Source organism: Streptomyces sp. B93 (assembly GCF_018070565.1).
Classification (GTDB): Bacteria; Actinomycetota; Actinomycetes; order Streptomycetales; family Streptomycetaceae; genus Streptomyces.
Genome location: NZ_JAGPXL010000009.1, coordinates 136,643 through 161,166 on the forward strand (window position 1 = coordinate 136,643; position 24,524 = coordinate 161,166).

General features: G+C 71.1%; 19 protein-coding genes and 1 riboswitch. Of the genes, 8 read left to right on the forward strand and 11 right to left on the reverse strand.

Translation table 11 applies throughout. The annotated features are described in order from the left end of the window. Positions 1-31: 31 nt before the first annotated feature. From KBY47_RS11725 to KBY47_RS11735, 3 genes are all read right to left on the reverse strand, one after another. Positions 32-796: a M23 family metallopeptidase gene (locus KBY47_RS11725; RefSeq protein WP_210920975.1), complete on the reverse strand. Its 765-nt coding sequence runs from the start codon at positions 794-796 to the stop codon at positions 32-34. Positions 797-808: 12 nt separating this feature from the next. Next, positions 809-976, reverse strand: a riboswitch (cyclic di-AMP (ydaO/yuaA leader). Positions 977-1,166: 190 nt separating this feature from the next. Next, a complete protein-coding gene (locus KBY47_RS11730; RefSeq protein ID WP_210920976.1) occupies positions 1,167-2,555 on the reverse strand; it encodes a pitrilysin family protein in 1,389 nt (462 codons plus the stop codon). Then, on the reverse strand, positions 2,552-3,910 hold the full coding sequence (locus tag KBY47_RS11735) for a pitrilysin family protein (protein WP_210920977.1): 1,359 nt from the start codon (positions 3,908-3,910) through the stop codon (positions 2,552-2,554). The genes KBY47_RS11730 and KBY47_RS11735 overlap by 4 nt, the downstream gene beginning before the upstream one ends. 332 nt (positions 3,911-4,242) lie before the next feature. On the opposite strand from KBY47_RS11735, the gene KBY47_RS11740 reads away from it, so the two are divergent. After that, the gene (locus tag KBY47_RS11740; RefSeq protein ID WP_210920978.1) at positions 4,243-6,702 is read left to right on the forward strand and encodes a DNA topoisomerase (ATP-hydrolyzing) subunit A; all 2,460 of its coding nucleotides are present in this window, start codon (positions 4,243-4,245) and stop codon (positions 6,700-6,702) included. Here KBY47_RS11740 and KBY47_RS11745 read toward each other — a convergent pair. Continuing rightward, positions 6,695-7,768: a GTP-binding protein gene (locus tag KBY47_RS11745; RefSeq protein WP_210920979.1), complete on the reverse strand. Its 1,074-nt coding sequence runs from the start codon at positions 7,766-7,768 to the stop codon at positions 6,695-6,697. The genes KBY47_RS11740 and KBY47_RS11745 overlap by 8 nt on opposite strands. A gap of 430 nt (positions 7,769-8,198) precedes the next feature. Here KBY47_RS11745 and KBY47_RS11750 point away from each other — a divergent pair, with 430 nt between their 5' ends. Next, complete coding sequence (locus KBY47_RS11750; protein WP_210920980.1) at positions 8,199-8,750, forward strand: DUF6082 family protein; 552 nt, start codon at positions 8,199-8,201, stop codon at positions 8,748-8,750. 49 nt (positions 8,751-8,799) lie between these two features. Beyond that, positions 8,800-9,036 (forward strand): hypothetical protein, encoded by a 237-nt coding sequence (locus KBY47_RS11755; protein ID WP_210920981.1) that lies wholly within the window; start codon positions 8,800-8,802, stop codon positions 9,034-9,036. Between the two features lie 170 nt (positions 9,037-9,206). Here KBY47_RS11755 and KBY47_RS11760 read toward each other — a convergent pair whose 3' ends face one another. Then, positions 9,207-10,385, reverse strand: a complete 1,179-nt coding sequence (locus tag KBY47_RS11760; protein ID WP_210921065.1) for a citrate synthase/methylcitrate synthase — start codon at positions 10,383-10,385, stop codon at positions 9,207-9,209. 111 nt (positions 10,386-10,496) lie between these two features. Here KBY47_RS11760 and KBY47_RS11765 point away from each other — a divergent pair, with 111 nt between their 5' ends. From KBY47_RS11765 to KBY47_RS11780, 4 genes are all read left to right on the forward strand, one after another. Next, positions 10,497-11,765: a citrate synthase gene (locus tag KBY47_RS11765; protein ID WP_210920982.1), complete on the forward strand. Its 1,269-nt coding sequence runs from the start codon at positions 10,497-10,499 to the stop codon at positions 11,763-11,765. A gap of 82 nt (positions 11,766-11,847) precedes the next feature. Continuing rightward, positions 11,848-12,807, forward strand: coding sequence for a sucrase ferredoxin (locus tag KBY47_RS11770; RefSeq protein WP_210920983.1), 960 nt, complete (start codon positions 11,848-11,850; stop codon positions 12,805-12,807). A gap of 145 nt (positions 12,808-12,952) precedes the next feature. Then, a complete protein-coding gene (locus tag KBY47_RS11775) occupies positions 12,953-14,629 on the forward strand; it encodes a sensor histidine kinase (protein WP_210920984.1) in 1,677 nt (558 codons plus the stop codon). After that, entirely contained in the window at positions 14,626-15,306 is a 681-nt protein-coding gene (locus tag KBY47_RS11780) for a response regulator (protein ID WP_210920985.1), read from the forward strand. Before KBY47_RS11775 ends, KBY47_RS11780 begins: the two co-directional genes overlap by 4 nt. 128 nt (positions 15,307-15,434) lie before the next feature. Here KBY47_RS11780 and KBY47_RS11785 read toward each other — a convergent pair whose 3' ends face one another. From KBY47_RS11785 to KBY47_RS11795, 3 genes are all read right to left on the reverse strand, one after another. Next, positions 15,435-17,027: a cation acetate symporter gene (locus KBY47_RS11785; protein ID WP_210920986.1), complete on the reverse strand. Its 1,593-nt coding sequence runs from the start codon at positions 17,025-17,027 to the stop codon at positions 15,435-15,437. Continuing rightward, complete coding sequence (locus KBY47_RS11790) at positions 17,024-17,488, reverse strand: DUF485 domain-containing protein (RefSeq protein ID WP_210920987.1); 465 nt, start codon at positions 17,486-17,488, stop codon at positions 17,024-17,026. Before KBY47_RS11790 ends, KBY47_RS11785 begins: the two co-directional genes overlap by 4 nt. A 132-nt stretch (positions 17,489-17,620) precedes the next feature. Continuing rightward, positions 17,621-19,744 carry a type IIA DNA topoisomerase subunit B gene (locus KBY47_RS11795; RefSeq protein WP_210920988.1) on the reverse strand — a complete coding sequence of 708 codons (2,124 nt, stop codon included), beginning with the start codon at positions 19,742-19,744 and terminating at the stop codon, positions 17,621-17,623. Between the two features lie 443 nt (positions 19,745-20,187). Between KBY47_RS11795 and KBY47_RS11800 the strand changes: the two genes are divergently transcribed. Next, on the forward strand, positions 20,188-20,418 hold the full coding sequence (locus KBY47_RS11800) for a hypothetical protein (RefSeq protein ID WP_030945102.1): 231 nt from the start codon (positions 20,188-20,190) through the stop codon (positions 20,416-20,418). A 105-nt stretch (positions 20,419-20,523) separates the two neighbouring features. Here KBY47_RS11800 and KBY47_RS11805 read toward each other — a convergent pair whose 3' ends face one another. The 3 genes from KBY47_RS11805 to KBY47_RS11815 all read right to left on the reverse strand — a co-directional run bounded on the left by KBY47_RS11805 (position 20,524) and on the right by KBY47_RS11815 (position 24,402). Continuing rightward, the gene (locus tag KBY47_RS11805; RefSeq protein WP_210920989.1) at positions 20,524-21,381 is read right to left on the reverse strand and encodes a trypsin-like serine protease; all 858 of its coding nucleotides are present in this window, start codon (positions 21,379-21,381) and stop codon (positions 20,524-20,526) included. A 141-nt stretch (positions 21,382-21,522) separates the two neighbouring features. Then, positions 21,523-23,067 (reverse strand): RNA polymerase sigma factor, encoded by a 1,545-nt coding sequence (locus tag KBY47_RS11810; protein WP_210920990.1) that lies wholly within the window; start codon positions 23,065-23,067, stop codon positions 21,523-21,525. A gap of 447 nt (positions 23,068-23,514) precedes the next feature. Further along, the gene (locus tag KBY47_RS11815; RefSeq protein ID WP_210920991.1) at positions 23,515-24,402 is read right to left on the reverse strand and encodes a FadR/GntR family transcriptional regulator; all 888 of its coding nucleotides are present in this window, start codon (positions 24,400-24,402) and stop codon (positions 23,515-23,517) included. Positions 24,403-24,524: the final 122 nt, after the last annotated feature.

A 24,524-nucleotide genomic window follows, 5' to 3' on the forward strand; every position in this document is an offset into this window, starting at 1 on the left:
GCTCGTGAGCCGGGGCGGGGGTTCGGGGGTCCTACACGTTCACGCCGTGGGAGCGGAGGTAGCCGAGGGGGTCGATGTCCGTGCCGTAGTCGGCGCCGGTACGGACCTCGAAGTGCAGGTGCGCCCCGGTGACGTTGCCGGTGGCGCCGGAGAGGGCGATCTGCTGGCCCGGGGTGACCGTCTGCCCCACCGACACGGCAATGGACGACAGGTGTCCGTACTGGGTGTACGTGCCGTCGTTCATCTTGATCACTACTTGATTGCCGTACGCCCCGGCCCAGCCCGCCTCGACGACGGTGCCGGAGCCGACCGCATGGACGGAGGTGCCGCTGGCGGCATGGAAGTCGATGCCGGTGTGGCTGCCGGAGGACCACAGGCCGCCGCCGGAGCGGTAGCTCGTGGAGACGTACGAGCCGGAGATGGGCGCCACATAGGTGTTCAGGCGCTTGCGCTCGGCCTCGCGGGCGGCGCGCTCCTTAGCCTCGTGTGCCCGCTCGGCCGCCACGGCGGCCTGGCGGCGGGCCGCCTCGTGGGCCTGCTGCCGGGCCTCGGCCAGCTCGGCGGCCTCCCTCTGCGCGTCGGCCTGGGCGTCGACCCGGTCGGCGGCGATGTCGCCCATGCTGACGACCGGGGTGAGGCCGGTCTGCTCGGGGCTCGGCTCGGAGGCGAGCGCGGGGACGGCCAGGGTGCCGACCACGCCGGTGGTGGTGAGCGCCGCGACACCCGCCGCCTGGGCGGTGGTGCGCTTGGTGCGGCCGGTACGGCGGTGCTTCCCGGCAGGGCGGGTGAACGCCATGGAGTGGCTGGTCCTTTCCTTCCCTCTCGCCTACCGGGTTAGCTGACGGGTTCGGAGCAGGAAGGTCTCCTACGGACCCCCTCGCGGCACGCGCGGGCGTCCGATTCACCCCAGGGGACTGTGTGGTGGGTCCCCGGCTCCCCCGGCTCGCGCCGTACGGGGACTCGGCGATGACTGTCCGGTGCCGCGGGCGCGGCGCACTGCCTGACGGACAGCCCCGGAGACGCTAAGCGGCGCCGCTTTCAATTCCCAAACAGAACGCGGTTTTTGTAGCGCATCCCACAGGACAGATCGCTGATCTTCCTCTGAAAACGGGCATAGAGGGGCCCTGGTGACGGAACCGCCACCAGGGCCTCACGCGCGCGTGCCGCTATTCGGCGGCGACGACGGTGACTTCGCCGATGCCGAGCGCCCGCACGGGCTCCTTGATCTGCGCCGCGTCCCCGACCAGGACCGTCACCAACCGGTCCACCGGGAAGGCGTTCACGACCGCGGCCGTGGCCTCCACCGTGCCGGTCGCGGCGAGCATCTGGTAGAGCTTCGCCTGGTAGTCGTCGGGCAGGTGCTGCTCGACCTGATCGGCGAGGGTGCTCGCCACGGCAGCGGCGGTCTCGTACTTCAGCGGTGCCACACCGACGAGGTTCTGCACGGCGACGTCCCGCTCGGCGTCGGTCAGACCGGACTCCGCGAGCGTGCGCAGCACCGTCCACAGGTCCCGCAACGCGGGGCCGGTGTTCGGGGTGTCGACGGAGCCGCTGATGGCGAGCATCGCGGCGCCCGTGCCGTCCGGGGCGGAGCGCAGGACCTGGCTGAACGCCCGTACCCCGTAGGTGTAGCCCTTCTCCTCGCGCAGGACGCGGTCCAGACGGGAGGTGAGGGTGCCGCCGAGGCAGTACGTGCCGAGCACCTGGGCGGGCCACACGCGGTCGTGCCGGTCGGCGCCGACGCGCCCGAGCAGCAGCTGCGTCTGGACGGCACCGGGGCGGTCCACGATGACGACCCGGCCGGTGTCGTCCGCGGACACCGGGGGTACCGGGCGGGGCTGCGCCGGGGAACCGGTCCAGGCGCCGAGGGTGTCGCCGAGCAGCGCGTCCAGGTCGATGCCGGTGAGGTCGCCGACGACAACGGCGGTGGCGGTGGCGGGGCGAACGTGCTTCTCGTAGAAGGCGCGTACGGCCGGGGAGTCGATGGCCGCGACGGTCTCCTCGGTGCCCTGGCGGGGGCGCGACATGCGCGAGTCCGCCGGGAACAGCTCCTTGGACAGCTCCTTGGCGGCGCGGCGCGAGGGGTTGGCCAGCTCGTGCGGGATCTCGTCGAGGCGGTTGCGCACGAGCCGCTCGACCTCGCTGTCGGCGAACGCGGGCGCCCGCAGGGCGTCGGCGACCAGCCCGAGCCCCTTGGCCAGGCGGGACGCCGGGACCTCCAGGCTGAGCCGGACGCCGGGGTGGTCGGCGTGCGAGTCGAGGGTGGCGCCGCAGCGCTCCAGCTCGGCGGCGAACTCCTCGGCGGAGTGCTTGTCGGTGCCCTCGGAGAAGGCCCGCGCCATGATCGTGGCGACGCCGTCCAGACCGGCGGGCTCGGCGTCCAGCGGCGCGTGCAGCAGCACCTCGACGGCGACGACCTGCTGACCGGGGCGGTGGCAGCGCAGCACCGTCAGGCCGTTGTCGAGGGTCCCGCGCGTGGGGGCCGGGAACGCCCAGGGCTTCGGCTCGCCGGCCTGCGGCTGGGGGTGGAACTCCATCGGGGCCAGCTCGGTCACTTGGCCGCCTCCTCGGTGTCGTCGTTCTCGTCGTGCTCGGCGTCCTCGGCTCCGGCGACCGGCTCGTAGACGAGCACCGCCCGGTTGTCGGGCCGCAGGCGGGCCTTGGCGACCTCCTGGACCTCCTGCACCGTCACGTCGAGGACGCGCTGTACGGCGGTCAGGGCGAGCTGCGGGTCGCCGAACAGCACGGCGTACCGGCACAGTTCGTCGGCGCGGCCCGCGACGGTGCCGAGCCGGTCCAGCCACTCGCGCTCCAGCTGGGCCTGGGCGCGCTCCATCTCCTCGGCGGTGGGGCCCTCGGCGGCGAACCGCGCGAGTTCCTCGTCGATGGCGGTCTCGATGACCGGCACCTCGACGTCGCCGGAGGTCTTCACGTCCAGCCAGCCCAGGGAGGGCGCCCCGGCCAGCCGCAGCAGGCCGAACCCGGCCGCGACGGCCGTACGGTCGCGGCGCACCAGCCGGTTGTAGAGGCGGGACGACTCACCGCCGCCGAGGATGGTCAGGGCGAGGTCGGCGGCGTCGCACGCGCGCGTGCCGTCCTGCGGCAGCCGGTAGGCGGCCATCAGGGCGCGCGCCGGGACCTCCTCCTCGACGACCTCGCGCAGCTGCTCGCCGATAGTGTCGGGCAGCGTGCCGTCGCGCGGGGTGGGCTTGCCGTCGTGGGCGGGGATGGAGCCGAAGTACTTCTCGATCCACGCGAGCGTCTGCTCGGGGTCGATGTCGCCGACCACGGACAGGACCGCGTTGTTCGGCGCGTAGTAGGTGCGGAAGAAAGCGCGCGCGTCCTCCAGCGTCGCCGCGTCCAGGTCGGCCATCGAGCCGATCGGGGTGTGGTGGTAGGGGTGGCCCTCAGGGTAGGCGAGCGCGGTCAGCTTCTCGAACGCGGTGCCGTAGGGCACGTTGTCGTAGCGCTGGCGGCGTTCGTTCTTGACGACGTCGCGCTGGTTCTCCATGGACTCGTCGTCGAGGGCGACGAGCAGCGAGCCCATGCGGTCGGCCTCCAGCCAGAGGGCGAGTTCGAGCTGGTGGGCGGGCATGGTCTCGAAGTAGTTGGTGCGTTCGAAGCTGGTGGTGCCGTTGAGCGAGCCGCCCGCGCCCTGTACCAGTTCGAAGTGACCGTTGCCCTTGACCTGGGCGGAACCCTGGAACATCAGGTGCTCGAAAAGGTGAGCCAGACCGGTACGCTCCTTGACCTCGTGGCGTGAACCGACGTCGTACCAGAGGCACACCGCCGCGACCGGGGTCAGGTGGTCCTCGGAGAGCACCACGCGCAGACCGTTGGCCAGGCGGTGCTCGGTCGCTGTCAGGCCGCCGGAGCCTGCCTTGGCTGTGGCCGTGTGACCCATGGGCATGTACGTCCCTTCGATCGCGGGCGCGGTCCTCGGACCGCGGATTTCCTGCCGTCCTGCCACTGTATGCAAGCGCGCGGACCAGCGGTGAAGTTCCCGCGGGACGTACGCCGACAGCGAGATCCCGTAGCCTCTCGGGAAGTCGGGCCACCGCACGGCGCCCCGAGGGGACGCCGGCGCCCCGGCGCGGCCCCGCCGGGGCGGCGGAACGGCCTCCCCGTCCGGTGTTGTCAGTGCCGCGGTCCACAATGGACCGCGTCAGACCTGTTCCACGCCTCAGCACGTGCAAGACGCGCCCCGTGGGCGAGCGACCAGAAAAGAGGAGCCAGGCAGCGATGGCCCGCCGTAGCACGAAGACCCCGCCGCCCGACGACCCGTACGAGGAGAAGATCCTCGACATCGACGTCGTCGACGAGATGCAGGGCTCCTTCCTCGAGTACGCGTACTCGGTCATCTACTCCCGCGCCCTGCCGGACGCCCGTGACGGCCTCAAGCCGGTGCACCGGCGCATCGTCTACCAGATGAACGAGATGGGGCTGCGCCCCGAGCGCGGCTACGTGAAGTGCGCCCGCGTCGTCGGCGAGGTCATGGGCAAGCTGCACCCGCACGGCGACTCCTCGATCTACGACGCCCTGGTGCGCATGGCGCAGCCGTTCTCGATGCGCGTCCCCCTGGTCGACGGCCACGGCAACTTCGGCTCCCTGGGCAACGACGACCCGCCGGCCGCCATGCGGTACACCGAGTGCCGGATGACCGAGGCGACCAGCCTGATGACGGAGTCGATCGACGAGGACACCGTCGACTTCGCCCCGAACTACGACGGCCAGGAGCAGGAGCCGGCGGCGCTGCCCGCCGCCTTCCCGAACCTCCTGGTCAACGGCGCCTCCGGGATCGCGGTCGGCATGGCCACCAACATGCCGCCGCACAACCTGCGCGAGGTCGTCGCCGCCGCCCGCCACCTGATCCGGCACCCGAACGCGGATCTGGACGCCCTGATGCGCCACATCCCGGGCCCCGACCTGCCCACCGGCGGCCGGATCGTCGGCCTCGCCGGGATCAGGGACGCGTACGAGACCGGCCGCGGCACCTTCAAGATCCGCGCGACGGTCTCCGTGGAGGACGTCACCGCGCGCCGCAAGGGCCTGGTCGTCACCGAGCTGCCGTTCACGGTCGGCCCGGAGAAGGTGATCTCCAAGATCAAGGACCTGGTCGGCTCGAAGAAGCTCCAGGGCATCGCCGACGTCAAGGACCTCACCGACCGTGCGCACGGGCTGCGGCTGGTCATCGAGATCAAGAACGGCTTCGTGCCGGAGGCCGTGCTGGAGCAGCTGTACAAGCTGACGCCGATGGAAGAGTCCTTCGGCATCAACAACGTCGCGCTCGTCGACGGGCAGCCGCTCACGCTCGGCCTGAAGGAGCTGCTGGAGGTCTACCTCGACCACCGCTTCGAGGTCGTGCGCCGCCGCTCGGAGTACCGCCGCGGCAAACGCCGCGACCGGCTCCACCTGGTCGAGGGCCTGCTGACCGCCCTGCTCGACATCGACGAGGTCATCCGGCTGATCCGCTCCAGCGAGAACAGCGCGCAGGCCAAGGAGCGCCTGATGGGCCGCTTCGGCCTGAGCGACGTCCAGACGCAGTACATCCTGGACACGCCGCTGCGCAGGCTCACCAAGTACGACCGGATCGAGCTGGAGGCGGAGAAGGACCGGCTCACCGCGGAGATCGAGGAGCTGACCCGCATCCTGGAGTCCGACGCGGAGCTGCGCAAGCTGGTCTCCTCCGAACTGGCCACGGTCGCCAAGAAGTTCGGCGCCGACCGCCGTACGCTGCTGCTGGAGGCCGGTGAGATCCCGGTCGCCGCGGTGCCGCTCCAGGTGGCGGACGACCCGTGCCGGGTGCTGCTGTCGTCGACGGGTCTGCTGGCCCGTACGGCGAACGGCGAACCGTTCGCGGCGGACGCCAAGGCCCGGCGCGTCAAGCACGACGTGATCGTCTCGGCGGTCCCGGCGACCGCGCGCGGTGAGATCGGCGCGGTCACCTCGGCGGGCCGTCTGCTCCGGCTGAACGTGATCGACCTCCCCCAGCTGCCGGAGACCACCTCGGCCCCGAACCTGGCGGGCGGCGCGCCGCTGGCGGAGTTCGTGTCGCTGGAGGACGACGAGACGGTCGTCTGCCTGACCACGCTCGACGAGTCCTCCCCGGGTCTCGCCCTCGGCACCGAGCAGGGCGTGGTCAAGCGGGTCGTCCCGGACTACCCGGCCAACAAGGACGAGCTGGAGGTCATCACCCTCAAGGAGGGCGACCGCATCGTCGGCGCGGTGGAGCTGCGTACCGGCGACGAGGACCTGGTCTTCATCACGGACGACGCCCAGTTGCTGCGCTACCAGGCCGCGCAGGTCCGGCCGCAGGGGCGTCCGGCGGGCGGCATGGCGGGCATCAAACTCGCGGAGGGCGCGAAGGTCATCTCGTTCACGGCGGTCGACCCGGCGGCCGACGCCGTGGTGTTCACGGTCGCGGGCTCGCGCGGCACACTGGACGACTCCGTCCAGACGACCGCCAAGCTGACCCCGTTCGACCAGTACCCCCGCAAGGGCCGCGCCACCGGAGGTGTCCGCTGCCAGCGCTTCCTGAAGGGCGAGGACTGCCTGGCCCTGGCCTGGGCGGGTCCGACCCCGGCCCTGGCCGCCCAGAAGAACGGCACCCCGGCCGACCTCCCGGAGATGGACCCACGCCGCGACGGTTCGGGCGTGTCCCTCCCGAAGACGGTGGCGACGGTGGCGGGACCTGTCACCTGAGGACTGGCCAAGGGCTGTCGGTCCCGTCGTCCGGGTCCGGTACGTAACGCAGGACGCCCCACATGCCGTGCTCGTCGGCGGTGTGCGGGGCGTCGCCACGGCACGCGTCGAGTTCCTTGCCGAGGGCGTCGGCGTCGATTCCGGACCCGATGAGGACGAGCTGGCTCAGCCGCGCCTCACCGCCGTCCCAGCGCTCCGGATAGAACCGCAGGAACCTCCCCACGGCGTGCAGGGCATACCGGTTGCGCGCGTCGTACGCGCCGAAGTCGACGTACCCCTTGATCCGGTAGAGCCCCGCGGGCCGACTGTCGAGGAAGCTCATCAACCGACGCGGGTCGAGGGGCACTTCGGACACGAAGGAGACGCTGTCGTACCCGGAGTGCAGATGCCCGGCATGCCCACCCCCTTCAAGACCATGATCATGCAGATCATCGAAGGACAACTGCCCGATCCGCTCCGCACTGGGCCGGCAGTCGAAGAGGAACTCCGGATCGACACGGCCGTGGGAAGCCGGAACCACGGCCGCCCCGTCGACGAGCGACCGCACCAGCCCGAGCACCCGGTCGCCACCGTCCACCCGGTCGACCTTGTTGACCACGACCAGATCGGCGATCGCGAGATGCCGGTCGATCTCGGGATGCCGCGCGCGCGTGTCGTCGAACTCCGCCGCGTCGACGACCTCGACCAGCCCGCCGTAGACGACTCGCGGATTGTCGCTGGCGAGCACCATCCGCACCAGCTCCTGCGGTTCGGCGAGCCCGCTGGCCTCGATCACGACGACATCGATCCCGAGCCCCGGCCGGGTCAGACGCTCCAGGTACCCGTCCAGCTCACTGACGTCGACAGCACAGCAGAGACACCCGTTCCCCAGGGAAACGGTCGAATCCCCCATCGCCCCCGCCACCGCCATCGCGTCGATCTCGATCGCCCCGAAGTCGTTCACAATGGCACCGATCCGGCTGCCGCCGCTGTGGTGGAGCAGATGATTGAGCAGTGTCGTCTTCCCTGACCCGAGAAATCCGGCAAGGACGACGACCGGGATCTGCCGTGGACTGGGCTCGTGCACCAACGTGCGACCTCTCTCACGCCCACGCGCGCACCGGATCGCGGCCGTGCGCGCGTACGAGGATGGAATGCCGCCCCAGGATACGAGCCATCGGATACGCCCCGCAGTGAACGATTGTTAGCACTCCCGACGGGGCAGAGGTTTCGGCAAGGCGCCGGAGCGTGCGACCCTCGCTTCCCTCCGTGCGCCTCTTCTCCGCCTCCCTGCCGATCAGAGCCGCTCGGCACCCTGGGAGACGGCTAGGGATGTCCTTCGCATCGGACCGGCGTCGAGCAGCAGCGCCCGGCAAGGCCGAGCGGGACCACCCGGGGTCCGTACCTCGACCGATCCCGCAGGACGCTCTCTAGCGCCACCCATCGCCCGCCGGTCCCCTCCAGTCGACCCGCACCCGACGACCGGCGGTCGGTCGCATGATTCGGGGGTAGTTGACATGGCCACTCGGAAGTACGCAAGGGGGCGAATAGCCTCTGCCGCCAGCCTGGTGCTCGCCACTGCCGCAGTGTCACTGGTCTCGCGCCAGCGACGCCTCGAGGCAGCGCGTCTTCAGGTGAGGCAGCTGGAACTGGAGGACGTGACGTCACGTCGGGCGGCGATCGCCCATCAGCAGCGCATGCACTGGGAATTGCTGGCCAAGGCGATCGACGATCCCTCGCTGGCGGCGGTGATCGACACCTACGACAAGAACATTCCGGCGGAGAAGCGACGCCAGTACTTCTTCGCGAACGCCTGGTACGTCAACCTCTACCACCTCTACCGCGCGGGGATCGTGGATCAGGAGGAGCTGTACGGACACCTGCGGGAGCTGTTCCAGAGCCCTCTTCTCCGCGAGTACTGGGAGGCGTCGCGGGGACAGCGGGCCACGCTGAAGCAGTCCTCCGACGAAGCTCGGATCGGGCGGATGGTCGACGGACTGATCAAGGACTTGGACGAGGCAGACACGGACGAGTGGTGGGTGGTGGGCAACCCACCACCACTTGAGTAACGTGCTCCCCAATCGCATCGCCCAAGCCTCTAAAAGGAGCGGTACCCTCTTGAAGATCGTGCGCCGAATCGGTGTGCCTCCAAGCGCCCGTGGCAGTGCCTCCGGAGCCAACTGCCCTGACCTCTTCGAGCTGAGCGACGGCAACTTCGCTGTGATCGGCACCGAGGCCACCGCGGCGTTGGAGGGCGAACTGCCCGCCGACGCGTCCCGTGCCGATTACGAACGCATCGTCGTCGTGAGCCGGGAAACCCTGATCCGCGCCAAGGCGGACATCCCCGACGCCTGACCGCAGCGCACGAGCACGCGTCCACCCAAGACCGTCCGTCGCACGACCCGGCCGCCTGCCACCAGTCAACGAGCCGGACACCCACCAGCGAGCAGCCCGGCACCCCGTCCCTGCTCCATGACCACCCGATGAGGCCTGGCGCCAGAACGGCACCAGGCCACACTCATCCCTCAGGCCACCTCGGGCACCTTCACCTGCACCCCCGGCCCCACATACCGCGCCACCGGTCGGATGATCTTCGAGTCCTCCGCCTGTTCCAGGACGTTGGCGCTCCAGCCGACCATGCGGGCCGCCGCGAAGGTGGGGGTGAACATCTCGCGGGGCAGGCCGCAGAGTTCCATGACGAGGCCCGCGTAGAACTCGACGTTGGTGTGGAGTTCGCGGCCGGGTTTCAGTTCGGCGAGGATCGCCTCCACCCGGCGTTCGACCTCTACGGCGAGGTCGACGCGGCTGCCGCCGAAGGTCTGGGCGATCTCGCGGAGCATGCGGGAGCGAGGGTCCTCGGTGCGGTAGACGGCGTGGCCGAAGCCCATGATGCGGTCACCGGCGAGGACCCGTTCACGGATCCAGGGGTCGATGCGGTCGGGGGTGCCGATGGCGTCCAGGGTGTCGAGGGCCCGGCTGGGGGCGCCGCCGTGCAGGGGGCCGGACAGCGCACCCACCGCCCCGACGAGGCACGCGGCCACGTCCGCGCCGGTGGAGGCGATCACGCGGGCCGTGAAGGTTGACGCGTTGAAGCCGTGGTCAATGGCTGAGATCAGGTATTGCTCGATCGCCCTGGCCTGGCGCGCGTCCGGTTCCTCGCCCGTCAGCATGTAGAGGTAGTTCGCCGCGTAGGACAGGTCCTCGCGCGGCTCCACCGGGTCCAGTCCCCGGCCGAGCCGGTGCAGCGCGGTGAGCAGGGTGGGCACGGCCGCGGTGGCGGTCAGGGTGTCGGCCCGGCGCCGGTCGGCGTCAATGTCGTACACCGGCCGGAAGCCCTTCGCCGCGCCCAGCAGCGACAGCGCCGTCCGCATCCCGGCGAGGGGCCCCGAGGCGCCACCGGCCGCCGCGATGGCGGGGAGTGCGGACGCGACCTCGGCGGGCAGCCGTCGCAACGCCGCGGTCCCGGCGGCGAAGGCAGCGGCGCGGGCCGCGTCCGGCAGTTCGCCGTGGACCAGCAGATGCCAGACGTCCTCGAAGCCGCGCGTGCGGGCGAGTTCGACGGCCGAGTACTGGCGGTAGTGGTAGAAGCCCTCCAGCCCGCGGACGTCTCCGATGCGGGTCTCGGCGACCACGACGCCCGCGAGCCCGCGCGGTACCTCGACAAGGGTGGTTCCGGACCTGTTGGCGGTGGCGTTGCCGGACATATTGACGGACATGATTACCTCCTTGTACTTGATTCGACTGTCTATGGTTGACTTATTATCTGTCAATGTTGATTCGATCAATGTGGGGAGAGGATCGATAGCGTGGCAGCCATGCGCGATCAAGAGCCCGGTCCCGGTCACCCGGAACGACGGCTGAGCACCAAGGAAGCCGCCGAACTCCTCGGCGTGAAGCCCGAGACCGTCTACGCCTACGTCAGTCGCGGCCAGCTCAGCAGCAGACGCGCACCCGGCGGCCGGGGCAGCACCTTCGCCGCCAAGGAGGTCGAGGCCCTCTCCCGGCGCAACAGGCGGGAGAGCGGCACCGGCACGAGCGGCTCCGGGGGCGAGCCCGCGGTGCGGACACGGATCACCCTCATCGAGGAGGACCGGTTCTACTTCCGTGGCGTCGACGCCGTCGAACTCGCCGCCCGGCACTCCTACGAGGAGGTCGCCGAATGGCTGTGGACCGGCACCCTGCGCCCCGGCGTCACCTTCACCGCCGCCGACCCAGCCGTCGCGGTGGCCCGCCGCGCGGTGGACGCCCTGCCCGAACACGCCGCGCCCACCGACCGGTTGAGGGTCGCCGCCATCGCCGCCGCGGCCACCGACCCGCTGCGCTTCGACCTGTCCGAGGACGCCGTGCTCGGCACGGCCCGCAACCTCATCCCCACGCTCGTCGCCGCGCTGCCACCGGTCCGGCCCACGCATCGCGACGAGGGTCCGCTGGCACAACGCCTGTGGGGGCGGCTCAGCGAGCGCCCGGCCGACGAGCCGTCACTGCGCGTCCTCGACACCGCCCTGGCCCTGCTCGTCGACCACGACCTGGCCGCCTCCACACTGGCGGTACGGGTCGCCGCCTCGGCCCGCGCACACGCGTACGCCGCCGTCTCCGCGGGGCTCGGCGTGATCGAGGGCCCGCTGCACGGCGCCGCCAGCGGCCTCGCCCACCGGCTGCTGCTGGACGTCCTCGACCACGGCGACGCGGCACCGGTGATCGCCGAGGAACTGCGTGCCGGACGGCGTATCCCGGGGCTCGGTCACCGCCTGTACCCCGGCGAGGACCCACGCGCGCGTGCCCTGTTCGCCCTCCTGGACGACATCCCCCACGCCGCGCCCGCCCTCGCGGCGGCCCGTGACATCGAGGCCACCGCCGCCCGCCACACCCCGCTGCACGCCAACGTCGACCTGGCGCTGGCCGTCCTCACCGCCTCCTGCGCCATGCCCGCCACCGCGGGCGAGACGATCTTCGCGGTGGCCCGTACCGCGGGCTGGATCGCCCACGCCCTGGAGGAGTACGGGGAGCGTCCCCTGCGCATGCGCCCCAGTGGGCACTACGTGGGTCCCCGTCCCCCTCAGCCACTCCCGCGGACCGGGCCATAACCAGACGGGGACGGGGAATCCGGAACAGGACACGAGGACGTCCGGAAGTCACACCCGATCAACTCAGGTTAGGCTCACCTCTGTGAGTACGTGTGCGAGCGTCTCCCGCGATCTCGACGAGCCCATTTCCGGCACCGCGGCCACGGCGACGACCTGGCTGCTGCTGGAACAACCCGGCCCGTGGGGACCCCGGGCGCTCACCTCCAGCCACTTGGACCCCGCCCTTGGCCGGGCCCTGGAAGCGGCTGCCGAGGGCACCGGCGTGCGCGTGGCGCTCATCCGCCGCCCCGGACGGCACGCGGACCCCGGCACCCCCGCGGCGCGCCAGGTGTACGCGGCGCACACCCTGCCCGGCGCCACCTGGCTGCGCTCCGCCACGATCACCGATCCGCGGCGGCTGCTCGACCTGGACCTCTCCGCCCTCGGCCGAGGCGAACACCGCAGCTTCGACCGGGCCCTCGACGGCGGCGCGCACACCGGCGACCCGCTCGCACTGGTCTGCACCAACGGCCGACGCGACCGCTGCTGCGCCCTCCTGGGCCGCCCCCTGGCCGCCGAACTCGCGACGTCCGGCGTGCGGGGCGTCTGGGAGGTCACCCATCTGGGTGGACACCGCTTCGCGCCGACGGTGCTCGTCCTGCCGTACGGATACTCCTACGGCCGGGCGGAGGCGCACACGGTCAAGGAGGTCCTGCACGGCGTCCAGGAGGGCCGGGTCGTCGTGGAGGGGTGCCGCGGCAGCTCCGCGTGGGAGCGGCCCGGCCAGGCGGCCGAGCTGGCGGTACGGACAGCGACGGGCGAGTACGCGGCGGGCGTGCTGAGCGTCGTACGGACCGAGAACGCCGTACGGACCGACGGGGCGGCACCGCGCTGGGAGGTGACCGTCGCGCACGTCGACGGGCGCCACTGGCGGGTGCTGATCGCCCAGGGGGCGTCCCTGCCGCCACGGCCGGAGAGCTGCGCCACCTCGGTACTGGGCTCGCCCGCGCGGATGGACGTCGTCGCGGTCCGTGAGCTGGCCCCGGCGGCACTCGCGAGCTGACGGCTCCGGCCCGTGCCCGCCGGCAGACGGCTCGCCGGCCAACAGCTCCGCCCCGCCTCCGCCGGATCAACAGGATCAACAGGATCAACAGGATCCACGCCACATCCCCTTCGACCGCGCGCCGCCACCCCGTACCGTCAAGCCCATGAGTCACCCGTCCCCCGTACGCCGTCTGCGTCTCGGCCTCCCCCGCCGGGTGTTCTCGCAGGTGCTGCTGATGCAGGTGGCGATCGCCGCGGGAGTCGCGGTGCTCGCCACCGGGCTGTTCCTCGCACCGCTCAGTGAGCAGCTCGACGACCAGGCGATGCGCAGGGCGCTGGCGATCGCCCAGACCACGGCGGCCCAGCCGCGGCTCGCCGAGGAGGTCACGAGCACCGCGCCGACGGCCGACGGGCCCGTGCAGCGGGAGGCGGAACGCATCCGGCGGTCCACCCGGGCCGAGTACGTCGTCGTCATGGACACGCGGGGCGTGCGCTGGTCGCACACCGAGCCCGCGCAGATCGGCGGCCATGTCTCGACCGACCCCAGCCAGGCGCTCGCCGGGCAGGAGGTCATGCAGATCGACGAGGGCACCCTGGGCCGCACCGCCCGCGGCAAGGTGCCGCTGCGCGACGGCGACGGGGACATCGTCGGGGCGGTCTCCGTCGGCATCGCCTACGACAGCGTGCGCGCCCGTCTGGTCCACGCGATCCCCGAGCTGCTGGCGTACGCCGGGGGCGCACTGGCCGTGGGCGCGCTCGCGGCCTGGCTCATCGCGCGCCGGGTCCAGCGCCAGACCCACGACCTGGCGTTCTCGGACATCGCGGGGCTGCTCGCGGAGCGCGAGGCGATGCTGCACGGCATCCGGGAGGGCGTCGTCGCCCTGGACCGCGAGGGCAGGATCCGGCTGCTCAACGACGAGGCGCAGCGCCTGCTGGGCCTCGGTGAGGAGGCCGTGGGCCGTTCCCCGGACGAGGCGCTCGGCGCTGGCCGCACCGCCGATGTGCTGGCCGGGCGGGCCACGGGAACCGATCTGCTCACCGTCCGCGGCCAGCGCGTCCTGGTCGCCAACCGCATGCCCACCGACGACGGCGGCGCCGTGGCCTCCCTGCGCGACCGCACGGAGCTGGAGCAGCTCGGCCGGGAACTGGACTCGACGCGCGGCCTGATCGACGCCCTGCGCGCCCAGGACCACGAGCACGCCAACCGCATGCACACGCTCCTCGGACTGCTCGAACTGGAGATGTACGACGACGCCGCCGAGTTCGTCGGGGAGGTGGTCGGCGAGCACCGGGCCACGGCGGAGGAGGTCGCCGAGCGGATCCGGGACCCGCTGCTCGCCGCGCTGCTGGTCGGCAAGGCCACCGTCGCCGCCGAGCGCGGGGTCGCGTTGCGGCTGTCGGGCCGTACCCGGCTGCCGGACCGGCTGGTCGACCCCCGGGGGCTGGTGACGGTCGTCGGCAATCTGGTGGACAACGCGCTCGACGCCGTGGCGGGCACACCGCACGCGCGCGTGGAGGCCGAGTTGCGCACCGAGGGTCGTACGGCCGTCCTCACCGTGCGGGACACGGGACCCGGCATCCCGGCCGGGCAACGGGAGTTGATCTTCACCGAGGGGTGGTCCACCAAGCAGTCGCCCGCGCACCGGGAGCGCGGCATCGGGCTGTCCCTGGTCCACAGGCTCGCCGAGCGGCAGGGTGGCACCGTCACGGTGGGCGAGGCGGCGGGCGGGGGCGCCGAGTTCACCGTCGTACTGCCCGAGGCCCTGGCCGGACCGGACCAGGAGGCCGCGTACGCCGCGCTGCCGGGGACACGGGGCGTCGGCGAGGAGGAGTCGGGATGATCGAGGTCCTGGTGGTGGACGACGACGTCAGGGTCGCGCGGGTCAACGCCGCGTACGTCGGGAAGGTCCCGGGCTTCCATGTCGCCGGGGAGGCACACAGCGCCGCGCAGGCGCTGCTGAGGCTGGCGGAGCTGCCGCGGGTGGACCTGGTCCTCATGGACCACTACCTGCCCGACGGGACGGGCCTGGAGGCGGTTCAGGAGATGCGCCGACGCGGTCACCAGACCGACGTGATCATGGTGACGGCGGCCCGGGACGTGTCGACCGTACAGGCGGCGATGCGGCACGGGGCGCTCCAGTACCTGGTCAAGCCGTTCGCCTTCGCGGGCCTGCGCGCCAAGCTGGAGGCGTACGCGCAGCTGCGGCGGACCCTGGACGGTGGCGGGGAGGCCGAGCAGGCCGAGGTGGACCGCATCTTCGGCGCCCTGGCCACGCCCACCGAGCCCGGTCTGCCCAAGGGGCACTCCCCCACCACGGCCGAACTGGTCCGCCGGTCGCTGATGGCCGCGGAGGGGCCGCTGTCGGCCCAGGAGGTCGCCGAGCGGACTGGGGTGAGCCGCCAGACCGCCCAGCGTTATCTGAAGCTCCTGGAGCGCACCGGACGGGCCACGCTGACCCTGAAGTACGGCGACGCGGGCCGCCCGGAACACCGTTACGCGTGGGCGACCCGCGCCTGAGGGCACGGCCCATGGGGGCGGGGGAAGGAACCGTGCCCCCCTTCCCTACGGATGGCGGGCCGCCGTTTCTCGCCGAGGGGCGGATCTTCACACGATCCCGCGCCGGCATCCCGCCCTGGCGTACGCTCCTACGCCGCCCCCGCTCCGGTCAGCGACCGCACCTCCGTCTCCGCGTGCCGGGCCTCGTCGGGGCCCTCCGCCGAGGTGACCGTGCCGAGCCAGCCCGCGGCGAAGCCGAGCGGGATGGAGATCAGGCCGGGGTTCTGGAGCGGGAAGTACTGGAAGTCGACGCCGGGGAACAGCGAGTCCGGGCTGCCCGACACCACCGGCGACAGGACGACGAGCAGCACGGCCGGGACGAGCCCGCCGTAGACGGCCCATACGGCGCCCCGGGTGGTGAAGCCCCGCCAGAACAGCGAGTACAGCAGCACCGGCAGGTTGGCGGACGCGGCGACGGCGAAGGCGAGGCCGACCAGGAAGGCGACGTTCAGGTCCCGGGCGAGCAGGCCGAGAGCGATGGCGACGACGCCGATGCCGACCGCCGCGACCCGTGCGACCGCCACCTCGCTACGCGGTGTGGACGTACGGCGGCGCAGTGAGGCGTAGAGATCGTGGGCGACGGAGGCGGAGGAGGCGAGGGTGATCCCGGCGACCACCGCGAGGATGGTGGCGAAGGCGACGGCGGCGACCACCGCGAACAGCACCGTGCCCCCCGTGGAATCCGCGCCCCCGCCGAGATCGAGGGCCAGCAGGGGTACGGCCGTGTTCCCGGCCGCGTTGGAGCCGCGCACGGCGTCCGGTCCCACGATCGCGGCCGCGCCGAAGCCGAGCACGATCGTCATCAGATAGAAGCCGCCGATCAGTCCGATCGCCCAGATCACCGAGCGGCGCGCGGCGCGCGCCGTCGGCACGGTGTAGAACCGGGACAGGATGTGCGGCAGCCCGGCGGTGCCGAGGACCAGGGCGAGTCCGAGGCTGATGAAGTCGAAGCGCGCGGTCCAGTCGCCGCCGTACTTCAGTCCGGGCGCCAGGAACGACGAGCCGTGTCCGCTGCGCTCCGCGGCCGCGGTGAGCAGCCGGTTGAAGTCGCCGTGGAACCGCGCGAGGACGAGCACCGTCAGCGCGATGGTGCCGCCGATCAGCAGGACCGCCTTCACGATCTGGATCCAGGTGGTGGCCCGCATCCCTCCCAACGACACATAGACGACCATGAGCGCGCCGACGCCGACGACGGTCCAGGACTGTGCCGCTTCGCTGCTCCCGCCCAGCAGCAAGGCGACCAGACTGCCCGCGCCCACCATCTGCGCCACCAGATACAGAACGGACACGGTGACCGAGGAAGTTCCCGCCGCGATGCGCACCGGCCGCTCCCGCATCCGGGCGGCGACGACGTCGGCGAGGGTGAACCGGCCGCAGTTGCGGACCAGTTCGGCCACCAGGAACAGCACCACGAGCCAGGCCACCAGGAAGCCCACCGAGTACAGCATCCCGTCGTACCCGTAGAGGGCGATGAGTCCGCTGATACCGAGGAAGGACGCGGCGGACATGTAGTCGCCCGCGATGGCAAAACCATTCTCCATAGGGGTGAACAGCCGCCCCCCGGCGTAGAACTCCTCGGCGGATCCGTGCCGGTTGCGGCTCACCCAGGTGGTGATGCCCAGGGTGACGGCGACGAACGCGCTGAACAGCACCAGCGCCAGCGTCTGGTGGTTCTCCGTCACCGCGCACCGCCCCGCGCGCCCCTGGTCATCTCCTGGGTGTCCCAGCGCAGTTCGAGCGCGGCCCGGTCCCTGCGCAGCCGGGCGTGCCTGGCGTAGGCCCAGGTCAGCAGGAAGGTGGTGAGGAACTGCCCGAGCCCGGCCAGCATCGCCACGTTCACGGCGCCCGCCACGGGGCGGGCCATCAGGCCGGGCGCGGTGGTGGCGGTCACGACGTAGGCCACGTACCAGACGAGGAAGCCGCTGGTCGCGGGCACCACGAAGCGGCGGTAACGGCCGCGTACCTCCTGGAAGGCGGCGCTGCGCTGCACCTCGACATAGACGTCGGCCGCCGTGTCCGTGCCGCCCTCCCGGCGGGCGGGCGGCACGGGCGCGGCCGGTACGTGCGTGCCGCCTGCCTCGCCCCAGCCGGAGGCGAGCGCGTCGTACCAGGGATCGCCGTACCTAGCGTTGCTTGAGTGCATGCCCAAGCATGGACAGAACGGGAAGATCCCCGACTCTTCTTCTCCCGGCTCTCACCCCATCAGGTGACCGGTGGCGGGGGCGGTGCCACCGGTCCCGCGCGCCCCACCACCAGTTGCCGACGGGCGCGTTGGCTACGCGTCGATGCGGGAGCGGTCCAGCGTCGCCGCCGAGTTGGAGATGAACTCCTTGCGCGGGGCGACCTCGTTGCCCATCAGCAGGTCGAAGACGCCTTCCGCGGCCTCCAGGTCGGAGAGGTTGATCCGGCGCAGGGTGCGGTGGCGCGGGTCCATCGTGGTCTCGGCCAGCTGGTCGGCGTCCATCTCACCGAGGCCCTTGTAGCGCTGGATGGAGTCCTTGTAGCGGATGCCCTTGCTCTGGAACTCCATGAGCTTGTCGCGCAGCTCGCGGTCCGAGTACGTGTAGACGTACTTGTCCTGGCCCTTCCTGGGCTGGACGATCTCGACCCGGTGCAGCGGCGGCACCGCGGCGAAGACCCGGCCCGACTCGACCATGGGCCGCATGTAGCGGTGGAACAGCGTCAGCAGCAGGGTGCGGATGTGGGAACCGTCCACATCGGCGTCGGTCATCATGATGATCTTGCCGTAGCGGGCCGCGTCGATGTCGAAGGTACGGCCCGAGCCCGCTCCTATGACCTGGATGATCGCACCGCACTCGGCGTTCTTGAGCATGTCCGTGACGGACGACTTCTGTACGTTGAGGATCTTGCCGCGGATCGGCAGCAGCGCCTGGAACTCGGAGTTCCGCGCCAGCTTGGCGGTGCCCAGCGCGGAGTCGCCCTCGACGATGAACAGCTCGCTGCGCTCGACATCGTCGCTGCGGCAGTCGGCGAGCTTGGCGGGCAGGGAGGACGACTCCAGGGCCGTCTTGCGGCGCTGGGCGTCCTTGTGCTGGCGGGCCGCGATCCGGGTACGGGCGGCGGCGACGGCCTTCTCCATCACCACGCGGGCCTGCTGGGCGGCGTCCCGCTTGGTGGCCGTCAGGAACGCCTTCAGCTCCTTGGAGATCACGCTGTTCACGATCCGGCGGGCCGCCGAGGTGCCGAGCACCTCCTTGGTCTGCCCCTCGAACTGCGGTTCGGCGAGACGGACCGTGACGACCGCGGTGAGGCCCTCCAGGGCGTCGTCCTTGACGATGTCGTCCTCGGCCACACGCAGCAGCTTCTTGGCGCGCAGCACCTCGTTCATGGTCTTGGTGACGGCCTGCTCGAAGCCCGCCACATGAGTGCCGCCCTTGGGCGTGGCGATGATGTTGACGAACGACCTGAGGGTGGTGTCGTAGCCGGTGCCCCAGCGCAGCGCCACATCGACGCCCAGCTCGCGCGTGACCTCGGTGGGGGTCATCTGGCCGTGCTCGTCGAGGACCGGGACGGTCTCCTTGAAGGTGCCCTGGCCGGAGAAACGGAGGACGTCGCAGACGGCCTTGTCGGTAGCCAGGTACTCGCAGAACTCGCTGATACCGCCGTCGAAGCGGAAGGACTCCTCACCCTTGCTGCCGCCCTCGCCCAGGCCGTACTCGTCGCGGACGACGATGGTCAGGCCGGGCACGAGGAAGGCGGTCTGGCGGGCGCGCTGGTGGAGGTTCTCCAGGGAGAGCTTGGCGTCCTTGAGGAAGATCTGGCGGTCGGCCCAGTACCGCACGCGCGTGCCGGTGCGGGTCTTGGGGATCTTCTTGGCCTTGCGCAGGCCGCTCGTGGCCTCGAACTTCGCGTCGGGGCCCAGCGCGGCGAAGGCACCGGGCACACCGCGCCGGAAGCTGATCGCATGGGTGTGGCCGCCGCGGTCGACCTCGACGTCCAGCCGGGCGGAGAGGGCGTTGACCACGGAGGCGCCGACGCCGTGCAGACCGCCGGAGGCGGCGTAGGAGCCGCCGCCGAACTTGCCGCCCGCGTGCAGCTTGGTCATGACGACCTCGACGCCGGAGAGGCCGGTCTTGGGCTCGACGTCGACGGGGATGCCCCGGCCGTTGTCCCGGACCTCCACCGAGCCGTCGTCGTGCAGGACGACCTCGATGTGGTCGCAGTAGCCGCCGAGGGCCTCGTCGACGGAGTTGTCGATGATCTCCCAGAGGCAGTGCATCAGGCCACGGCTGTCGGTCGAGCCGATGTACATGCCCGGGCGCTTGCGGACGGCCTCAAGCCCTTCGAGGACGAGCAGGTGCCGCGCGGTGTAGTTGGAACCGTCCCGGTCTGCTCCTGCCAGCAGCGCTGTGGACGGCACGGACGTCTCGGCGGTCACGCGGTTCGCTCCTCGCTGAATTTCAAGTGAGGCCCTGGTGGGTAAGGGCCCGGCTTCGGTCGCCGCTCAGAGGGTACCGAGGCCTGGTAGAGCCGTTGTAACGCCACCCTCGTCTGCGGTTTCAGCCTAGTCCAATGTCGCATGCGTGTTCGATCCCTCGATGGGGTGAAGTACATATCACGTTCCCTTCGGGGCATGAACCATTTAGGCTCCGGGCACGTCCTCATGAACAAACCGGCAACCCAGCCGGGAGGACAGATGATGACCGACTGCGCGAAACCGTAAGACACACAGACACGTAATACGGCACATTCGCCGCCAACCGGCAGCAGACAGCCGGCCTCGGAAAGATTTTTCGAGGAGAAGCCCCGAGCGGGAACGTTTTGGGCCTGGTTGGATGTTGACCCTGGTACGACAGCTCGTCGAGCTAGAGAAGAGGCGACGTGACTACTGTTCTGACCCCCGCGAGCCCGCTGACGGCCGCTGACCGCTGCGACCGCTGCGGCGCACAGGCATACGTGCGCGTCGTTCTGCTCAGCGGCGGCGAACTGCTCTTCTGCGCCCACCACGGCCGCAAGTTCGAGCCGGAACTCAAGAAGATCGCCGCTGAGATACAGGACGAGACGGAGCGGCTGACGTCCGTTCCCGCTTCTGCTTCCGAAGAAGAGCGCTGACACCTCGGACCACGACGAGCCGATCCGGCACAGGCCGGTGCACGGGCGGCTGCCCCTCCCGTCAGGTGAGGGGCGGCCGCCCGCGCTCGTGGTCCCGGTTCCGGCTCAGGCGCCGTCCTGGGGCACCCGGCCCGCGCGGTCCCACCCCAGCCTGGTCAGCATGTCGGACACCCTCGTGTAGACACCGGGGCTCCCGGCCCGCCCACAGCCGCTCCCCCAGGACACCAGGCCGATGAGCCGCCCCTGTGCGACCAGCGGCCCTCCGCTGTCCCCCTGGCAGGCGTCCCGCCCGCCCAGCACCTCACCGGCGCACAGCATGCTGTCCGCCCGGTACTCCCCGTCGCCGCCCCCGGGATAGGCTCGCTCGCACAGGGCGTCCGAGAGCACATGCAGCCGCGCGCCCCGCAGCCCGTCGGCGTACTCACCGGCGCCGGTGGCGTCCCCCCAGCCGTAGACGGTGGCCGCCGTGCCCGGCTCATATGCGGGATCTCCCGCGGCCGCCATCGCGATGGCCGAGTTCTCCGGCAGTGACTCCGCGAGGGTGAGCACCGCGAAGTCCCCCGCGTTGCTGTCGCTGTCGTAGCCCGGGTTCACCCAGGTGTCCCGGACGGCTATCTCGCGTCCCTGGGCCGTCCGCAGATCCGTGCGCCCCGCGATCACCTTGAGGTCGGTCACCTGCTCCACGGGCCCGCTCAGGACCTCCTCGTCCAGGCAGTGGGCCGCCGTCACCACGGTGGTCGGACCGACCGCCACACCGTCGCAGAACTGGCCCGCCCGCGTACCCCCGAACCGGTCACGGCTGGACAGCGCCACCGTCCAGGGACTCTGGGACACATCGACGGGAAACCCACCGACGACGACGCCCTCGGCGGTCACGGGGGCCGCGGAGACCAGTGGCAACACGGCCGTGGCAGCGGCAAGGACCAGCGGCCGGGACAGGGCCCGGACAACGGACTGACGCATGCAAGCTCCTCACTCCGGGGTGGTCATGGGACACCCAGCGTGATTCACCCCGCACAGCCCCGCACCCCGCGCGAGCACGCGAAAGGCCCGGCCCCACTCGGGGGACCGGGCCTTCGTCGTCGTAGGACCGACTCGGTACTACTAGTCCAGGTAGTCGCGCAGCACCTGCGAGCGGGACGGGTGGCGCAGCTTCGACATGGTCTTGGACTCGATCTGGCGGATGCGCTCACGCGTGACGCCGTAGACCTTGCCGATCTCGTCGAGGGTCTTCGGCTGACCGTCGGTGAGACCGAAGCGCATGGAGACGACGCCCGCCTCGCGCTCCGACAGGGTGTCCAGGACCGAGTGCAGCTGCTCCTGGAGGAGGGTGAAGCTGACCGCGTCGGCCGGGACGACGGCCTCGGAGTCCTCGATGAGGTCACCGAACTCGCTGTCACCGTCCTCACCGAGCGGGGTGTGCAGCGAGATGGGCTCGCGGCCGTACTTCTGGACCTCGATGACCTTCTCCGGGGTCATGTCGAGTTCCTTGGCCAGCTCCTCCGGGGTGGGCTCGCGGCCCAGGTCCTGGAGCATCTGGCGCTGCACACGCGCGAGCTTGTTGATGACCTCGACCATGTGCACCGGGATACGGATGGTGCGGGCCTGGTCGGCCATCGCGCGGGTGATCGCCTGGCGGATCCACCAGGTGGCGTACGTGGAGAACTTGTAGCCCTTGGTGTAGTCGAACTTCTCCACCGCGCGGATCAGACCGAGGTTGCCCTCCTGGATGAGGTCCAGGAAGAGCATGCCGCGGCCGGTGTAGCGCTTGGCCAGGGAGACCACCAGGCGGAGGTTGGCCTCCAGCAGGTGGTTCTTGGCGCGGCGGCCGTCCTCAGCGATGATCTCCAGCTCGCGCTTGAGCTTGGGCGCCAGCTTGTCGGAGTTGGCGAGCTTGTCCTCGGCGAAGAGACCGGCCTCGATGCGCTTGGCCAGCTCCACCTCCTGCTCGGCGTTGAGCAGGGGGACCTTGCCGATCTGCTTGAGGTAGTCCTTGACCGGGTCGGCGGTGGCGCCGGCCGCGGCGACCTGCTGGGCGGGGGCGTCGTCCTCGTCCTCGTCGGACAGTACGAAGCCCGCGCTCTCGGTGCCCTCGGGCTCCTCGCCCGCCTTGGGCTCCTCGAGTACCTCTTCCTCGATCAGCTCGGCGTCGTCCTTCTTGGCGGCGGCCGTCTTCTTGGCAGCCGTCTTCTTGGCGACGGTCTTCTTCGTGGCCGCCTTCTTGGCGGTCGTCTTCTTCGCGGCCGCCTTCTTGGCGGGCGCGGTCTCCTCGGTGGCCTCGGCGACTGCGGGGTCGGCCTGCGCTGCCGGAGCAGCGGTGCTGGCGGTGGCCTTCCTCGCGGACACCGTCTTCGCCGCGACCGTCTTGGTGGCGGTGCGCTTGGCCGGGCTCTTCGCTGCGACGCTCTTTCGGGTGCGCTTGGGCTCTGCGGCACTGACCATCAGCGTCACACCCTCTTCCTCGAGGATCTGGTTGAGGCTGCGCAGTACGTTCTTCCACTGAGTGGCCGGAATCTGGTCAGCTTCGAAGGCCCGACGCACGTCATCGCCGGCGATCTGCCCCTCAGCCTTTCCCCGCTCAATGAGCGCCATGACAGAGACGGACTCGGCGATCTCCGGCGGGAGCGTACGGGATGTGCTGGCCGACACGAACAACCTCTCGGAACGTTGGAAAACGACTTCCGGCCCTGTCCGTTACGGACAGGAACCGACCACCGGCTTGGGGATGGGCCGACGGCGCGGGCGGGGCCGGGGAAGATGCACAGCGCCGTTTACGGCGTCCGTATTCCCTCCGCGGCTGTCACCTCTTAGGTCATCGCGCTGTCTCCACGAGTGTTACGCCCAATCTGCGTGGCCCGAGTCACACCCCGTAAGCACTCAAAAACGGTCAGACATGGGCACAGGGTGTCGGCCCTCGCGCAGCCGTGATCCGCCCCGGCGGCCCGCCGGGTGATCGCCCCGGGCACCGGGGGGCGCTCGCGCCGTCGGACCCCGCAGGTCGGGAGGAGCCCTGCGGGGTCCGACGGAGGAGGGCGCCGACCGGGCGGTGGCGCAGGAGGGGAGACGCCTTCAGGCCGGGGCGCCCGCGACGGAGGGTCAGTGCTCGCGCGGGGCCGGCACCACGCGCTCCACCTCGGGGTGGACCGTGAGCAGCTGGCGCATGGCGGCCTCGGCGGCCCCGCCGTCGCCGGCGGCGAGGGCGTCGACGATCCGCGCGTGGTGCGCCAGCGTCGTCTCGTTCGGCCGGTCGCAGCCCGTGACCGGGCCGCCGGAGACCTGGAGGGCCGCCGAGACGATCCCGGACAGGTGTTCCAGCATGCGGTTGCCCGCGATCTGGATCAGCAGCGAATGGAACTCGGCGTCGGCCCGGGAGAAGGTGAGCGCGTCGCCCTGCCCCAGGGCGTGGCCCATGATCCCGACCATGTCGGAGATCCGCTGCTGGACGTCCTCGCGGCCGTGCCCGGCGGCCAGCCGCGCCGCGAGCGGTTCGATGGTCCACCGCAGCTCGCTCAGCTCCCGGCGCTGGTCGTCGCGCTGCGGCCCGAAGGCCCGCCATTCGATGATGTCCGGGTCCAGCAGGTTCCAGTCGCTGACGGGACGCACGCGCGTGCCGACGTTCGGACGGGCGCTGACGAGGCCCTTGGCCTCCAGGACACGGAGCGACTCACGGACGACGGTGCGGGATACCTCGAAACGCTGGCCGATCTCCTCGGGCACCAGGGGGCGGTCGGCACCCAGGTCGCCGGAGACGATCATCTGGCCCAGCTGCTGAACGAGTTGGCCGTGCAGTCCGCGCCCGCGGCTGCCCGCGGCCCGGCGGCCCGCGCGGGCCAGCTCGGGGTCGGCGCCCTCCCAGGCGGGCGCTCCCACGCGGTCGGGGGCGGGAGCCTCCGCGTAGGGGTAGCGGTCGATTTCGCCCGGGCCGGTGAGACCAGAGTCCGTGGGACGGGCGGGGGTCATCATGGTGTGCGCAAGGGTACTCACGCATCCTTTGTCGGCGCCGTCTCCAACTCCCTTGAGGTCTTTGGTGAAAAGCACACGAAAGGGTGATCGCTCACTTCGTCGCAATTGACGCCTTATCGGAAAGAAATGGGCGCTCTCGGGGG

Coding starts and splice junctions, on each gene's coding strand:
- KBY47_RS11725 (WP_210920975.1), bottom strand. CDS start 796: ATGGCGTTCACCCGCCCTGCCGGGAAGCACCGCCGTACCGGCCGCACC.
- KBY47_RS11735 (WP_210920977.1), bottom strand. CDS start 3,910: ATGCCCATGGGTCACACGGCCACAGCCAAGGCAGGCTCCGGCGGCCTG.
- KBY47_RS11740 (WP_210920978.1), top strand. CDS start 4,243: ATGGCCCGCCGTAGCACGAAGACCCCGCCGCCCGACGACCCGTACGAG.
- KBY47_RS11750 (WP_210920980.1), top strand. CDS start 8,199: ATGGCCACTCGGAAGTACGCAAGGGGGCGAATAGCCTCTGCCGCCAGC.
- KBY47_RS11760 (WP_210921065.1), bottom strand. CDS start 10,385: ATGTCCGGCAACGCCACCGCCAACAGGTCCGGAACCACCCTTGTCGAG.
- KBY47_RS11765 (WP_210920982.1), top strand. CDS start 10,497: ATGCGCGATCAAGAGCCCGGTCCCGGTCACCCGGAACGACGGCTGAGC.
- KBY47_RS11775 (WP_210920984.1), top strand. CDS start 12,953: ATGAGTCACCCGTCCCCCGTACGCCGTCTGCGTCTCGGCCTCCCCCGC.
- KBY47_RS11780 (WP_210920985.1), top strand. CDS start 14,626: ATGATCGAGGTCCTGGTGGTGGACGACGACGTCAGGGTCGCGCGGGTC.
- KBY47_RS11790 (WP_210920987.1), bottom strand. CDS start 17,488: ATGCACTCAAGCAACGCTAGGTACGGCGATCCCTGGTACGACGCGCTC.
- KBY47_RS11805 (WP_210920989.1), bottom strand. CDS start 21,381: ATGCGTCAGTCCGTTGTCCGGGCCCTGTCCCGGCCGCTGGTCCTTGCC.